The 15,470-nt window shown below is 37.0% G+C and carries 13 protein-coding genes; 5 read left to right on the top strand and 8 right to left on the bottom strand.

Going from position 1 to position 15,470, the window contains the following annotated elements; translation table 11 throughout:
* Positions 1-17 precede the first annotated feature (17 nt).
* The 4 genes from KM885_RS04325 to KM885_RS04310 form a co-directional block, all read right to left on the bottom strand.
* Positions 18-1,364, bottom strand: coding sequence for a PTS galactitol transporter subunit IIC (locus KM885_RS04325; protein WP_216883587.1), 1,347 nt, complete (start codon positions 1,362-1,364; stop codon positions 18-20).
* A gap of 255 nt (positions 1,365-1,619) precedes the next feature.
* Positions 1,620-1,901 (bottom strand): PTS galactitol transporter subunit IIB, encoded by a 282-nt coding sequence (gene gatB, locus KM885_RS04320; protein ID WP_204797765.1) that lies wholly within the window; start codon positions 1,899-1,901, stop codon positions 1,620-1,622.
* Between the two features lie 19 nt (positions 1,902-1,920).
* Positions 1,921-2,367 carry a PTS sugar transporter subunit IIA gene (locus KM885_RS04315; RefSeq protein WP_216883586.1) on the bottom strand — a complete coding sequence of 149 codons (447 nt, stop codon included), beginning with the start codon at positions 2,365-2,367 and terminating at the stop codon, positions 1,921-1,923.
* A gap of 13 nt (positions 2,368-2,380) precedes the next feature.
* A complete protein-coding gene (locus tag KM885_RS04310) occupies positions 2,381-3,145 on the bottom strand; it encodes a DeoR/GlpR family DNA-binding transcription regulator (RefSeq protein ID WP_204797767.1) in 765 nt (254 codons plus the stop codon).
* Positions 3,146-3,372: 227 nt separating this feature from the next.
* Between KM885_RS04310 and KM885_RS04305 the strand changes: the two genes are divergently transcribed.
* Positions 3,373-4,302, top strand: coding sequence for a 1-phosphofructokinase family hexose kinase (locus tag KM885_RS04305; protein WP_216883585.1), 930 nt, complete (start codon positions 3,373-3,375; stop codon positions 4,300-4,302).
* Positions 4,303-5,003: 701 nt separating this feature from the next.
* Here KM885_RS04305 and shc read toward each other — a convergent pair.
* Positions 5,004-6,893, bottom strand: coding sequence for a squalene--hopene cyclase (shc, locus tag KM885_RS04300; protein ID WP_216883584.1), 1,890 nt, complete (start codon positions 6,891-6,893; stop codon positions 5,004-5,006).
* Between the two features lie 144 nt (positions 6,894-7,037).
* Here shc and KM885_RS04295 point away from each other — a divergent pair, with 144 nt between their 5' ends.
* Positions 7,038-8,189, top strand: a complete 1,152-nt coding sequence (locus KM885_RS04295; RefSeq protein ID WP_216883583.1) for a DUF2515 domain-containing protein — start codon at positions 7,038-7,040, stop codon at positions 8,187-8,189.
* Entirely contained in the window at positions 8,107-8,547 is a 441-nt protein-coding gene (locus tag KM885_RS04290) for a CBO0543 family protein (RefSeq protein ID WP_216883582.1), read from the top strand. Before KM885_RS04295 ends, KM885_RS04290 begins: the two co-directional genes overlap by 83 nt.
* Before the next feature lie 866 nt (positions 8,548-9,413).
* Here the strand turns inward: KM885_RS04290 and KM885_RS18060 are convergent.
* Positions 9,414-10,598, bottom strand: a complete 1,185-nt coding sequence (locus tag KM885_RS18060) for a LysM peptidoglycan-binding domain-containing protein (RefSeq protein ID WP_216883581.1) — start codon at positions 10,596-10,598, stop codon at positions 9,414-9,416.
* A 934-nt stretch (positions 10,599-11,532) separates the two neighbouring features.
* Here KM885_RS18060 and KM885_RS04280 point away from each other — a divergent pair.
* Together KM885_RS04280 and KM885_RS04275 are read left to right on the top strand one after the other, a co-directional pair.
* Positions 11,533-11,811 carry a DUF4282 domain-containing protein gene (locus KM885_RS04280; RefSeq protein WP_052771672.1) on the top strand — a complete coding sequence of 93 codons (279 nt, stop codon included), beginning with the start codon at positions 11,533-11,535 and terminating at the stop codon, positions 11,809-11,811.
* A gap of 632 nt (positions 11,812-12,443) precedes the next feature.
* Complete coding sequence (locus tag KM885_RS04275) at positions 12,444-13,208, top strand: polysaccharide deacetylase family protein (RefSeq protein ID WP_216883580.1); 765 nt, start codon at positions 12,444-12,446, stop codon at positions 13,206-13,208.
* 315 nt (positions 13,209-13,523) lie between these two features.
* On the opposite strand, the gene KM885_RS04270 is transcribed toward KM885_RS04275, so the two are convergent.
* Together KM885_RS04270 and KM885_RS04265 are read right to left on the bottom strand one after the other, a co-directional pair.
* Entirely contained in the window at positions 13,524-14,360 is an 837-nt protein-coding gene (locus tag KM885_RS04270; RefSeq protein WP_216883579.1) for a DnaD domain-containing protein, read from the bottom strand.
* A 129-nt stretch (positions 14,361-14,489) separates the two neighbouring features.
* Positions 14,490-15,035 (bottom strand): sigma-70 family RNA polymerase sigma factor, encoded by a 546-nt coding sequence (locus tag KM885_RS04265; RefSeq protein ID WP_047184572.1) that lies wholly within the window; start codon positions 15,033-15,035, stop codon positions 14,490-14,492.
* Positions 15,036-15,470 lie beyond the last annotated feature (435 nt).

Here is a 15,470-nt window from a genome sequence, read left to right as displayed (position 1 = left end):
GTTTCACTTCCTACTGTTTATTCTTGATCGTCTTCTACATAAAGGGTTTGCTTTTTATATTTTCTAAATGTATACCAGAAGCAAAATACATAGACTACTAGGATTATGGAGAAGCCTATTCCCATTTCTACAGATAGTCCTTTTGTTAATAAATAAGTAATTGGACTACCAGCTTGGTCTAGGGAAGATACACGATCTCCCGCATCTACTAATCCGACATTTTGACCCAATTTCGTTTGTACATTAATCATTTGGTTAGAAATCCAAATGGTAACAAACATGATAACAGACCCAGAAATTAAAGTTCTAAACAAGTTACCTTTATGGATAGCTACAGCCATTGCCACGAAGAAACCAATTGTAGCTAAGTCACCAAAAGGTAATACTTGGTTACCTGGTACAAGTGCTGCAATTACAATGGTTAATGGAACAAATAATAAACTCGCTGAAATTACTTGAGAGTCACCTAATAATAGCGCTGGGTCTAAACCAATTCTAAAGTTACTGCCACTAAAGCGTTTATCAAGCATTTTCTTGGCTGCATCTGATATTGGCAATAAACCTTGCATGATTAGTTTAACAACCATTGGCATTAATACCATTACTGCGGCCATTTGAATAGCTAATTGTAATGCTTGTCCAACTTCATATCCGGCAAGTAAACCAATAATAAAACCAAGGATGGCTCCAATAATTGTTGGTTCTCCAAATGGTCCCATTTTTTGTTCGATTTTTTCACCGTCAATATTAATTTTGTTAATTCCAGGAATACGATCTAATAAATCATTTATAGGAGTTGCAAATACACCCATGTATGATGAGGTACCATGTGGTATAGCAATTCCTTCTAATCCAAAGTATTTATCTGTAACTTGTCCAAACATGTCCCCAAGTTTATAAGCGATAATCGCATGTACAATTACACCAACAATACCAAGAGCAAAATTTCCTGTTGCAACATACACAATCGCTCCAGTAAATGCCATATGCCAAATGTTCCAAATATCGACGTTTACAACTTTTGTCATACGTAATAATATCATGATGATATTAACCGCAATCGCAATCGGGATTGCAATTAGTCCCATGGAAGATGCCCAAGCCATTGGGGCTGTACCAGGCCAACCTAAGTCAACTACAGATAGACCTAAATTAAAATTATCCGCCATGGATTGTGCTGCAGGTCCTAAATTTTGATTTAACAAATCTACAACTAAACCAATACCAATAAAACCAATACCTATCGTTATACCCGAACGTAGAGATTTACCTACCCCTTGTCTTAATAACAATCCAATAATGAATATGACAATCGGCAACATTACACTTGCACCTAAATCAACAATATATTGTATGACTGCCATGTAGTTCTCCTCATTTCTTGATGAAATTTTTCTTTTTGTATATAATGGTAGTAAGTATATTTTTTTATTGTGGCTAGGCTATTTTAGTACTAAAATAGCCAGCTTTTTTCTTTATTTGGATAACAGTGGGGATGGATTCCTTCATCCCCTATTTATCTTCCTATACAGGCAGTTGATCTCCTACCTTCTTTGTTTCCCAAAAAAGCTTGGGGGTGGAAGCCTTACTGCCCATTTAGGTGGGATAAATTTTTTACCTTATTTCCTTAAAACATCTAAAATTTGTTGTTCCGTTTTCTCTACACCAATACCTGAAATAAATGCAACACCATGAATAACTGGTACTCCAAGGTCTTTTGTTACTCTAGCTGTTGTTACGATTAAATCAGCATTATCTTTTTTCGATTCCAATTCATTCACTCTATATTGAGAAACATCTGCATCGATTCCTTCTCTTTTAAGTAATTCTCTAATTTTTTCCGCTGCTACCGTTGAAGTTGCTACTGCTCCACCACATGCTACAATTACATTCTTTTTCATTTTGAATTCCTCCCAAAAATTATAGATTTTGCTCAATAATTTCTTTCATTTGTTCTATATTTTCACTGTCAATAAGACCTTGAATGAATCCTTCTTTTTGAATGGATTCTATTAATTTCTGTAATGTTGTTAAATGCTGTTGTCCATCGCCAATCGCTAACATAATGACGACTCGAACATCAACTAAGTCTTCCTCACTCCCTCCCATTTCATTAAATGAAACAGGTTCTTTTAATGTAGCAAAGACGAGTCGATCTTCATTTACTAACTTTCCATCTGTATGTGGAATTGCCACGCCAGGATTTACTGGTAGCCCTGTTGGGAATTCACCTTCCCTTGTTTTTAGCGCTTCCACAAAACCTTCTTTAACAATATTATTTTGAATTAATTCATTACCTAAGGTTTCCAACAATTCCTCTTTACTGTTCACTTGTATATCTTTTTTAATATACTTTAAATCAATCACTGTCTGTCCCCCTCTATGAATCCGCTATCACAAGTTTCACATTATTTTTTAATACATTTGATTGAATTCCTTCATCAATTACTTTATCTGTAATAATTATGTCTAAATCAGAAAACTTGGCGACTGAATTAAATGCTGTGGCTCCAAATTTACTATTATCTGCAACCACTATTTTATTTTGACAATGTTTCAACATACGCTTTGAAATTTCTGTTTCTCCAATATGATGATTGGTAACTCCGCTTATTGTATCGATTCCACCACAACCGAAAAAACCAATATCTACAAAAATATCTTCAATATTATTAGTTGCAAAAGGCCCATAAAGAGAACCTTCATTTTTCCTTACCACTCCGCCTAAAATCACAAGATTAATAGATTCACGATGAATAAGAAGATTAATTATTGGTATCGTATTGGTTACAACGGTAATATCTTTTAAATGCAATAGTTCTTCGGCCAACATGTAGGTTGTTGTACCATAATCAAGATAAATAATGTCACCATTCTCTACATACTTCGCAGCCTCTTTTGCAATTTTACGTTTTGCAAACTCATTTTTTGTTTTCCGCCGTTCATAATTTGATTCCTGGTTCGGGGTATCTAATACAGCACCACCATGTACCTTTTTTATTAAGCCTTCTTCTTCTAATTCATATAAATCCTTACGTATAGTTTCCCTTGTAACTTTAAGTTTCTTGCTTAACGCTAGTATTTTTACCGATTTATTTTTATTCAGGATCTCAAGGATTTGAGATTTCCTTTGTTCTGAGTTCAACGTCTTACCACAACCTTTCTTGTAAGCGTTAAATTAATATTAACTCAAAAAACATGAAAACGCAATACTTTTTGGCAAATATTTTTGCATTCCTTGTCAAAAATTTGGCATTATCTCTCCTAACTTGGTTTTATTAACGTCTTCACTTTGTTTTTGTTTGCATATTTCATGAGTTATATTGTTTTTTTCTTTTGCATTTTGTATTATGAGGAAAAGGAGTGATTTTAATGATACATTTAATTTGTCCAAATCCAGCTATCGATCGAACGCTCTTAATAAAGAATTTTAGTTCCGCTATACCTAATCGCCCCTATGAGGTAAAAGAATTTCCTGGTGGGAAGAGTTTCAATGTAGCCTATGCTCTTAAACGAGAAAACCCAAATGCTAAAGTTGCTATTCACACCATAATCGGCGGGCATAATGGGGAATATTTAAAGCAATTAGCTAAGGAAAAGCAATATCAAATTATCGATACGGCCGTGAAACAAAATACGAGATTATGCAATATTCTTGTTGATACAGAAAAAAGTACTATCTATCCAATTTACGAAAAGGGTCTTCAACTAAGCGATGAGATTTTAAAGGATTTCAGTTCTCAAATCGTCTCTACAGTCCAGGACAATGATACGTTAGTATTTTCTGGTTCCTTAATGAAGGGAATGCCAGATGATTATATTGTTCAAATTACCCAGAAAATAGATAAAGAGAATGTTAAAGTTTTCGTTGATACAAGTGGTAGGTCTCTTGTAGAAACATACAAATCCAATCCTTACGTCATAAAGATTAATGACGAGGAAATTATGGATTTATTTCCAAATGAAACATTGAGTACGAAAGAGGATTATATTCAATTATTAAGAAAAATTGACCACATCCCGTATTTTATTGTGACGTTGGGGGCAAAAGGCGTTATTGCCAAAATGGAGGATCAATTACTTTTTGCAAAGGCAAATGAAATTAAAGCTAAAAACCCAATAGCTTCCGGAGACTTTTTTTTAGGAGTTTTAACGCATTGTATTGAAAGCAATCTTAACCATGAAGAAACCTTAAAGCTTGCCATAGCTTACTCTACTGCGAATTGCTTAAATTGGTACCCAGAAGTGAATCAAGAAGATGTTAACAAAGTTTATAATACGGTACGATTGGAAAAATTATAAAAGGATCAATAGCGCTTGGAAACTTTATCCTAGCGCTTACTTTTTTCCCTATTATTCATCACTACATCGATAGCATCTATACGGTAGTAGATTCCTTATACGATACTGAAAGTCTTTCCTTCATAACAACCGCTGTTAATCCTGTCGCCGGATAAAAATAAAACATTTGTTTGAATAATGACTGGTTCTTGCTTTCCAAGGTATTATGTTCGAAGGGTGATGGGGATGTTGGTACCCCAGTGGTGAGCCTAATAGTTGTATGCTTAAAATCCTAGTTATGGGTAGATGAAATTCTTATTAGGTTTTAGAAATATGCCCTCCATAAAAACAATATTCCTAGTGGAGGGCATATCATTAATACACTATCCTCATAACTCTCATTTCAAGAAACTTAAATATCTTTCTTATGGAAGCCATTCGCAAAATATATGTAAATAAAACCAATTGGCGCGATTAATGGTGTTAATAAGACTTTGACATTGATCTAAACGGACTTCCATCCGAAGAAGAAATAGACAGTCTTTTGGATGAAGAGGATGATGAATAAAATGTCGTCACAATTAATCTATTTCCAATAAAAAAGGTGCAAGATTATAAAAACATAAGATTGCACCTTTTTTATTACTTACTGCAAGCAAATAATAACCCTCTTCTAACATTTGTTTTGATATGCTCCCTGTAGCATCACGCCCCCCTCCCCTTCATCCTAAAAACTTACTCCGATAATGACTCAAGGCCAACAAAGGAAAAATATATCGGTAACTATGATAATGAATATAAAACCCACCTGCCATTCCTTGCCCTTTTGGATAGGATAAGGTCCAATCCTTTTTATGAGAATTGTCTAGTAAAAACTTTACCCCCTTCTTTATCTCCGGTGTGACATTGTCGGATGCCGCAATGAGCGCATCCAATGCCCAGGCAGTATGTGTTAATGTGCTACTTTCAAGTGGGGTATAAGTTTGATTGATATCACTATAACAAGATTCCCCCCACCCTCCATCCGGGTTCTGAATGCTTTTTAACCATTTTAGTGATTGCCGAACGGAAGCATGCCCTGGATTCACACCGGTTGAAATCATTCCGGTTATGGCAGCCCATGTTCCATATATATAGCAAATTCCCCATCTTCCATACCAGGAACCATCCATTTCTTGATGGCGAATTAGCCAATTCACTCCATTTTTTATGGCGATATGATTTTTGGACAAGTTGGTGAAGTTCCCGTAAAACTCCAGGGTCCTTCCTGTCAAATCTGCGCTAGAAGGATCCGTTAATAAATATTTAGCCCCTTCAATCGGGATAAACTTCACAATCTCTTTATCCACATTTTTTTCAAAAGCAGCCCAGCCACCGTCTTGATTCTGCATAGAAAAAACCCAGTTAATTCCTCTGTCCCAAGCCTGGCGATAAATAGGCTCATTCCGCAACAAATGAGTAATAGATCGTAAGGAAGCAGTTGTATCGTCTATATCCGGGTTCATGGTGTTCCGATCAGAAAATCCCCATCCACCTGGTAAACCGGATGGATTATGAATTACCCAGTCTCCATAACGGGAATGTTGTCGAGAAAGTAAGTAGTTATTGGCTTGTTGAATCATTGGATCATCCCAAGGAATACCAGCACGTTGCAGGGCATCATTGATTAAGGAAGTATTCCAGACGTTAGCCGTGGTGTATTGCATATGCGTATGACCATCAATCTGACAGGCCATGCCTTTTAAACCCTCCACTGCTTTTGTGATAATGGGATCATTTTTAGGATGCCTGAGGGCTAATAACGAAAAGATCATTAAAAAGGTGGAACTGAAATAATTATATACGGTCCCATCCGGTTCAATCCGATCTAAGATATATTTTTTCGTTTGTTGGATGGCTAGTGAATGAATGTGTGCAGGAAGCCCGATGATATGTTTGATTCCTTGTTGAATAAAGGAATAAAAAGAACGCCACTCCCCGTAACGATTGAGGAAGAATTCGTCATTTTCTGCATCTCCCCTTGAAAGGAACAAATGAGAAAGATCGGGGCTTCTTTTTGTTTTCATCGTGAATTTTTGATCGGCTAGGATTAACATCGGAGCTATGTTTGTTCTTCCATAAACGGAAAAATCAAAGAAGTTAATCGGGAAAGATACTGGCAAAAGGATAAATTCGACTGGAATGGGAAAAAACGTTGGCCATTTATATTGACCAGTTAGAGCAAGCATGATTTTAGTAAGCATATGACTTTTCCCAATCCCGCCCCATGCTAAAATGCACCTCCTTGCAGCTACTAATTCTTTATCCTCCTTATCTCGGTAACCAGAATATAAAAGTGCATAATAGGCTTCAACGGTAGCAGATAGATTTCCGTTTTTCTCATCATAAAAAAGTTTCCAGGACCCATTTTTCTCCTGCCTGCTAAGGATTCTTTCGACCAAAGCTTGAATAAGCCCTTCATCATTTATTTCTAACGTGCGCAGCAAAATAATCATATAGGCATCTGTAGAAATCCCTGTTTCAAAAGGATAATCCCAGGACCCATCAGAGGATTGATCATTTCTCAATACCTCGACGATTCGATTGATTTCATCCGTTATTTGGCTTTTCACAATTACACCCCCAAAACAGCTATATCATTTTATTCCATCTCCACGGTAAAAATTCCAAATAACCTTGAACACACACTTTTATCTTTTCATCATTTATTCCCATACACATCCATAAAATAATTGGGAAAGGAGTGATACTCCCTCATGCAATGTTTAAAAAAGAAATGGGCCAGTCAAAAAATCTCACCAGAACTAACAGCCATTAAAAAGGAATTAACGAAGAAGTCAAGGCCCACCATTCATGAAAATCAATTAAATGCTACGGAATATGATTTAATCGAATACATTCACAGCGAAACGAAAAAAGGAAATGTAAATAATGTGACAAGAACGAATGCCTACTTGGATTTTTATAAAAAGCACCCTGAAATACACTGGGCATTTCTAGGTCATATGGTTTCTAGAAACGGTGGATGGAACATGACCGATTTAAAGGGAAGTCTATTATCTAGGGTTCTATCTCAGGAAGAGCAAGAAGAGTTTTTCCGTTTTTTAGAGCGAGGTAATTGGTTAATCTTTCAGGACATTTATCCGCAATTACTACTTTATGGAGAAAGTATCAAAAGGAACACTAGTCTTTTTTACCTTTTGCCATTGTTTCATGTCTCCTATTTCATGAGAGTCATTTGGAATTACTTCTACCAAAACAAAGATCGATACCTTTTGACCATCGCACTTATCATCAATGAACAAAGCTATTTAGAAAAAAGAGTCATTCAGAATCCTTATTATCAATCTACCGTATTGCAAACACTAGAATTTAAACTACAGGAGTTATTGGATTTAAACCAAATTATCTTTCCTGCTCTCGATGGAAAGGAGATCAAAATAATTGGTCAAACCATTCACCAATTCGCCTCATTACATGACCGGATTTTATTGGGAAAACGTTTGTATCAATTACTTTATGATACAGAAAACTATTTATCTATTTATAAGTGGGCAATCCAGCACCCCCACACAGGCTCGAGAAAAGATTTTTGGCCCCATGTATTTAACGATATCGATGAATACGTACCCTGGGGTTCTTACCAGCGAAGAATAAAAGACTGTCGCATCAAGCCTAATGCCCCAAAGTTATATAGTCCCATATTAAAATATGCGTGGAATAATACGGAACAGAAAGAAGCAGAGAAAGAGGACTGGTATTCGGATTGGAAAGTCATTCATTATTTTAAGAAGGATATGTCTAAAGGAAATGGAGCTATTTATCATGAATATTGTAAAACACTGGAGAAAATCGAATTATCGATTCTCGCAAAAGAAGCCTTGTTACCAAAGAAATCAAAGAATTAAAGCCTATATATCTACCATTATTTTCGCCTCACTTATCGGAACGTATTTAGATCTTTTGCTGGTAGGAGCAGGTCTGTATTCCTTTCCAAGCCGTCCATTTTCAGAAATATTTACCATTAATATTTTATTCACGCTTGGTATCCTACCGTTAGTTTCCCTTATTACTATTTTTGTATTAAATAGGTTACATAAATTACTCAGTTACCTTTTCCTATTCATTTGCAGTTTAGTTGCATATATAGCGGAACAAACTGCAGAAGGATTTGGTTTATTTATTCATTCTTCGGATTGGAAACATGAATTTTCTTTAGTTGGTTACTTTCTCATCCCATGGAGGGAAGATCCACGGTTGCATTAGATTACTAAAAGTTAAATGTGCTGCAAAGATTGGGGCTTTTTACCAGATTAACGTAGTGGGAATCTGACAGCAAAATAAAAAGGAAGAAGTCTGACTCTTTGGCCTAAACTATGTGTAAAATAGTTCTCGGGGATTTGAAGCAAAATTCTAGAAAAAAAGAAAAGGCGCTCTATCATAAATGTATGCTTCCCGGCAAATACATTAGAAAGAGGCCTTTTCATGAATACAATTATATCAAAAATTAGCGAATTATTAAAGGATACAAATGACTTAATTGAGTTTGAAGAACCTAAAGTTTCGTTTGCAACAACATTTAGTTTTGATTTATAATGAATATAGAAACAGCGTAAAATAAAAGAGACTGGACGCACTAACGCCCAGTCGGTGCAACATACATGCCGCAAAATAGCGGCTAACCAATTTAAAGGACTATGAAATAGTCACCTTTCCTTGGTAGGGCAGAGGTGGCTATTTCTTTTTGTTTAAATGGACGAAAATAGTTACGATCCACGTCGCTAAGCTAAATTGCGTAACTCAGTGCTTCGTAAGTCGCTATTAACCTCATCCCTTATCATAAGGATTTAAAAAGGTTCTAATCCCAATTAAAGTAAGTGACACCATCGAATTTCTCCCCCACTTTATTAAGGAGAATACCACGCATCTTTACTAATACACTAGGATGCACTAAATTACCTAGTGAAAATCAGAAAAGCCATTTTATACCAAAGGTTCGTTTAACATTAAAAGGAAGTACTCGCTTATTACTTACGGAGTACTTCCTTTTATTTTTGGTTGTTGAAATTTGTCTAGTGAGATGAGGGGCCTGTCCCCCATGGTTCCCTTTTTTGACTACAAATTAGTATTCATTATTTTAAAATGGTAACATTAACTGTTCTATTTCCCCATTTATATGCTTCGGCCTTTGTTGGAACATGAACATCAATTTTATTCCCTTTAATGCTTCCACCAGTATCGGCAGCAACTGCATAACCATAGCCATCGACATATACTTTAGATCCTAATGGAATAACAGATGGATCCACAGCTATTACTTTCGCATTTGGATTTGCATTCAAATCTACACCAGTAGACGTGATACCTGAGCAACCATCACAATTAGCCGTATATGCAGTAGCAGTTGCTTGAATTACATTAAGTTCTGCATCGTCTTCGGAATTACCTTCTGATTTAGCAGATTCTGCTTTTTCATCCGCTTCTACAACTACTTTTTTATCTGCTTGAGATGCCTCTTGGCTAACTGGTTCTGAAGCCTCAACTTCTTCTGGTTCTGGTGCTGGTTCTTGAGCCTCAACTTCTTCTTCTGGTTCTGGTGCTGGTTCCGGTGCCTCAACTTCTTCTTCTGGTTCTGGTGCTGGTTCCGGTGCCTCAACTTCTTCTTCCGGTTCTGTTGCTGGTTCCGGTGCCTCAACTTCTTCTTCCGGTTCTGGTGCTGGTTCCGGTGCCTCAACTTCTTCTTCTGGCTCTGTTGCTGGTTCCGGTGCCTCAACTTCTTCTTCTGGTTCTGTTGCTGGTTCCGGTGCCTCAACTTCTTCTTCTGGTTCTGTTACTGGTGCCGGTGCCTCAACTTCTTCTGGTTCTTGAGCCTCAACTTCCTGAACTGGTTCTGTTGATATGCTTTCAGTCGCAACTTCTTTTGCTGGCGCTGTAACTGTTTCCTTCGAGACAGCATCATCCGTGGTAGATGTAGTTGGAATTTCAAGCACTTGACCAATAAATATAAGATCTGATGTGAGATTGTTCAGGGATTTTATATCTTTGACCGTTACATCAAATTGATAAGCGATCCTAGATAATGTGTCCCCTTTTTGTACTGTATATTGTTCGTTTATGAATAATAGTTGATTCGGATAGATAATAGTTGACGTCAACTTATTTATATCCATTAATTTCTTTACTGTAGTGTTATGTTCTCTTGAAATGTCCCATAGCGTATCACCTTTTTGTACTTTAACTTCTGCTGCTGAAACGTTAGTTACTGTTACACTAGCGATAAGCATTCCTGCGGTTATCGCAGTTACTAACTTTTTCATCTTAAATCTCCCTCCATATTCTTCCAGATGTTATTCATTTTAACATAGATTAATAGAATAAATATGACAAATATATTACAAAGATTTGTTTAGATTGTAAGACCAAAGGAACCTTTCCCTGTGATCCTTGTGATTCTCTAAATTTTATAATTTCTTAGACACGAAAAGAGGCATTTAGGTTTAGTTCGTAGGATAATTAATTTTAAATGGAATATCTGATAAGTAACGTTAAAAGTAAGATACGCATTAAGGATTAAGCCAAATTATTGAAAATCATTGCATTAATAATTGAAATATATAAATAGAATTAAAATAAAATAAAGGATGAACGCATCAACACTCATCCTAAGCAACATACATGCCGCGTACAGAGCGGCTGACCTAGTAAAGTTTTTTGCAGAAATAGCTCACCTTTCTTGGCTGGCAGGGTGGCTAGTTCTTTTTGTTTAGATAGACAACAATAGTCACGATTATTGTAAGTAACGCTATTTGCACCAAGATAAATTGTGCTATCAAACTAAATGCCACATATGCCGTCGTCGGCTTCACTCCCTTTCACCGTGAGGGAGTGAAGCCGCCACCTTGCTTTATGTAGTTGCTATAATTTCAACAATATTCTCAGGTATAATCCATAGTTTTACTAAAAGGAAAGCGAAGAGATAAGCTCACTTCCTCTTTAGGAAGTTTGATAATTATTCCTCCTTAGGCACCTCACCCTCGCCCCAATATGCTGACCCCCTAACAGCGTGTCCGTGAAGACACTTCATTGTTAAGTTTAAACATTTATGCTAAAATTACGTCTTGCAAATATAAGAAATTAAAGAATCGTTAGTTCTAATACTTCTTATAATTAAATAGGAATAGTATGTAGTGTTTTTAATGGAAGGAATTTTATTTCATTATGTATGAACTACGAAAAGAGGAGGTGAAAGAATTGAACAAATTTATTAGTTTTAATAAGATGATTACACCAACAATCATTAAAGTGCTTTTTTGGGTTGGAGTAGGCTTCTCTATCATTCTAGGACTTCTTCAAATTATAGCTGGTTTTGATTCTTACTTCGGTGGCGGTTACCAAATATTTATGGGTATATTAACTATCATATTAGGACCAATCTTTACAAGGGTTTATTGTGAATTATTAATTTTATTCTTTAAAATGCATGAAACAATACAAGAGATTAATGAGAAGTTAGGTTCAAAGGATAATTAATTTTAAATGGAATATTTGATGATTAACGTTAAAATTCTCGTGTAAGTTGTTAAAATCTCTTATTCAAGAATGATCAAACGTTTGTTTTAAAAGGTTAGCCAGAAATTACTGGTTGGCCTTTTTTTATAAGGTTTTATTAGCGGTAGTCGAGGTAGAAGAATCAAACATAGGAGACTTGATCCCGTAAACAAATTTATATCAAAAAATGCGAAAAAGAACAAAATCTCCCATATTCACCATTATTCCCTGAAAGATTACAAGGAAATATTTCATTTCCCGGGGAATATCGACAATCTATTCTATAATTTATAAATATAAAACATTTTTTCTAAGTTGTTTATTTCTCTGAGACTACCTTTTTGCTTCCTACGGCGTCGGGCGATTTCCTTGTTTTCTAGTATTTTTTTCCGAAGAAATACGCACTAGTCTCACGCATAATTCCTCTTCGTGCACCTTATCACATTGTCATATACAACATACTCTAGTGCCTTAAAGCATTGCGGACTGACATATTGATTAAGGACTCCATCATGGTATCCAACACATTTGCACCTCTACCCCTTCGTAACCCCTTAAACACACTTACCATATAGTAAAGATAAATGGGCAAGTTTTTAAACATGGAGGTTCATATGCACACGAATCATTTTAATTCATGGTATCGGAGTAAATGGGATAGGCAAATGGGGCAAAGTCAACCAGTAGGAGGAGCGGAAATGACAAGCAGAAAGCCTCATTTAGTGGCGAATTCGATTTTACAGAGGGAATATCCCAACACCGTTGTTTTAAGAGGATCCCTTAACGAAAATAAAGTAGCTTTAACTTTTGATGATGGTCCACATATACGCTTTACCCCCCAAGTGCTGAATGTCCTTAATAAATACAAAATCAAAGCTACCTTTTTCCTGATGGGGGCTAGAGCAGTTGAACATTCCGATATCGTGAGAAGAATGCATGCAGAAGGGCACGTCATTGGTAATCATACGTATTGGCATCCTAATCTGACAGAAGGAAGTTTAGAAAGAGTTCATTGGGAAGTGACTTCAACAGAGGAAGTACTTGCACAGATTATAGAATACCGTCCACGATTATTTCGTGCCCCTTATGGTGCTTTAAACCGAGAGATTGTCGAATTAATGAGGCAGATGGGGTATTCTGTCATTCTCTGGAACGTCGATTCTTTGGATTGGAGACAATTGGGTACGACTGTTATTTCTGATATTGTCTTAGCAAATACGGAACCCGGATCCATTGTACTGATGCATGACGGTGGTGATTGGACAATGGATTTATCAGGCACTGTCCATTCTTTACATGACATTATTCCACGTATACAGCAAGAAGGAATAGAGTTCGTGACGATTCCTGAATTAATTCATTTTAGCAAAGCAAAATAAATATGAACCGGCGGCGGAGATTCACCGATCCATTTAGCTCATCTTAGCAGGGGGCCAAGATGTAGTTTTCCTTACTGGTCCTCTCCCTGTTAGCCGAGGCTCATTCATCGTCCTTTTATAAAGATTGCGGAAAAATTGCTAGCATCGGCAAACTTGAGATTTTTTGAAGCATATTTGAGGGTGGGGTAATCGTCCAGTTGTGTCTCCCCTATGAAGGCGACTTTGGAAATACGCACGAGTAACGGATTCCCGCCTTCGATTAACGAATTCCCGCTCTCGATAAGATTTAACACATTGGACGCGCCCCCTTACACTCTACCCATACCCCAACTCCTCCTTCAACCTCCTAATCTTCAACCTTGTCACTTCCGCTTCTTCCGGATCAACTTCCATCCTTTTATTCTCACGCTTTTCCCTCTGTTCCTTAAACCAATCCGGAATCACCTCTTCACGATTCCCACTGGTAAAATAATGATACTGCCTCCACTGTTTCCTATTTCGAAATTCCACATCTTCTGCTCGCACTGCATCCACACTTCGAATCCCTTTCTTTTTCCATGCCTGCAAGATACTTTTCACATAACCCCAACTTGTCCTATTTTGCTCCAATGCCCGTTTCATCGCTTCCATCACTAATGCTTCTCCTACATCGTCCACCCAATCACTCATAGACTCGATGACGAATGGGCCCATGACTCCAAAGTTTTCTTGATAGAAACGAAATACTTCTCCTTCCCCAGCCTCCTGTTTCGTTACCGTTTCTTCTGCCATCCCTTTCCGTGCTTCCCTTTCCCCAGGTAGTTCCGTCTCAGTTGAATTCTCATCTACTTCATACCCAACCGAATCCATCTGTTGCGCGTCTTCACGATTCTCTATCAAACTAATCATTCGATAAACTGGTGCTTGATTGCCCCTTTTAGGTTCATAAGCAATGTATCCTTTTTCCTTTAGCTCCGTTCTCGCTCTCTTAAAACTAGATTCATTCAAACCAGATTTGATCCTTAAAACCATTCCAGCTACACGAAATTCGCTCTTCCACCTCGTCTTGTTATTCATATGCATCAACGCATGCCATAAAGCAACTGCTGAACTAGATAGTGGGTTATATTCCAGCGAATCATAAAAAGCATTCATTTCCCTTATGTAATTCATCCTTCTCTCCCTTTCCTTTCATCTCCAAGATTTTACTTTCACGTAAAATTCACCTTCCCCCAGGCTTTTCAGTGAATCCAAGTCCCAGGGAAGGTTTTTTATGCTAAACGAATAGCACGTCTACCTAATTTAAATCCCATCCCTGTCTTTAAAATAAGCTCGCAATTTCTTCCTCGCTTGCTTCCCCCAGTCTTTCACAGCTTCCACAGATACATGTTCCTGTTCTGCAATTTCCTTCAGTGACATATCCCGAATGATATAAAAATACACCCATTTCCGCTGTTTTTCGGTAAGCAGAGAAAATACGCGCTCCCAGGAATCGCCATCTTCCATATCCATTCCACTTGTGTCCAGGATTGGCATTTTCGAATCGCCATATTTATTTCCGTCATAGGCAGTTAAAATTTCCTTTTCCACATAGTTTTGTTCGTTATCTTCATCATTGGTTTTCTTCCGGATAAGATCGATGAGGCGATTGCGAATGGTGTAGTTGAAGTAAGTGGCGAGGGGGCCTTTATTGGGCTCATATTTCTGGTAGGCTGTCCACATGGCATACATCCCTTCCGAATAAAAATCCCCATACGGATCTCGAATGCCAAGCTTGTGCATGTGATAATAAATACGTTTCTCATTTTGTTTGAAAATATCTTCAAACAAGTCGTCGTTTTTCTTCAAGTACAAAACCTCCTTTTTTTCAGTGTGGCAAAATGTGATATCCGCATCTAGCATAATCAGACCGATGAAAACTGTAAAGGTTGCTAACTTCGCATTTCTGACAAACTCCGACATGTTTCTACAAGATTCTCCCCTGTTTTTCTGCAGAAATGACGTTTCTGCAAGAGGTTTTGTAAGTTAGCTAGTTTTTTCATATTTTTTATATTGTTTTTGTCTATTTTTGTCGAAAACGTAAAAAAGGACAGCTTGATTAAATTTCCAGCCAAGCCATCCCCATTAGTATTAGATTCTATTTCGTTTTGTTTCTTTTTGTTTATATAATGTGTCCGCACTTCGGTTCGTACTGTGGTTCTTTCTTTGGACCACACCCCAGGCAATAACCGGTCCACATTTCTGTCCAATTTTGTAAAAATTGATATCAAGAAATTGATCAAA

Origin of the sequence: Oceanobacillus caeni, from assembly GCF_019037185.1 — a bacterium.
Classification (GTDB): Bacteria; Bacillota; Bacilli; order Bacillales; family Amphibacillaceae; genus Oceanobacillus; species Oceanobacillus caeni.
This window is presented reverse-complemented; position numbering and strand designations above follow the sequence as displayed.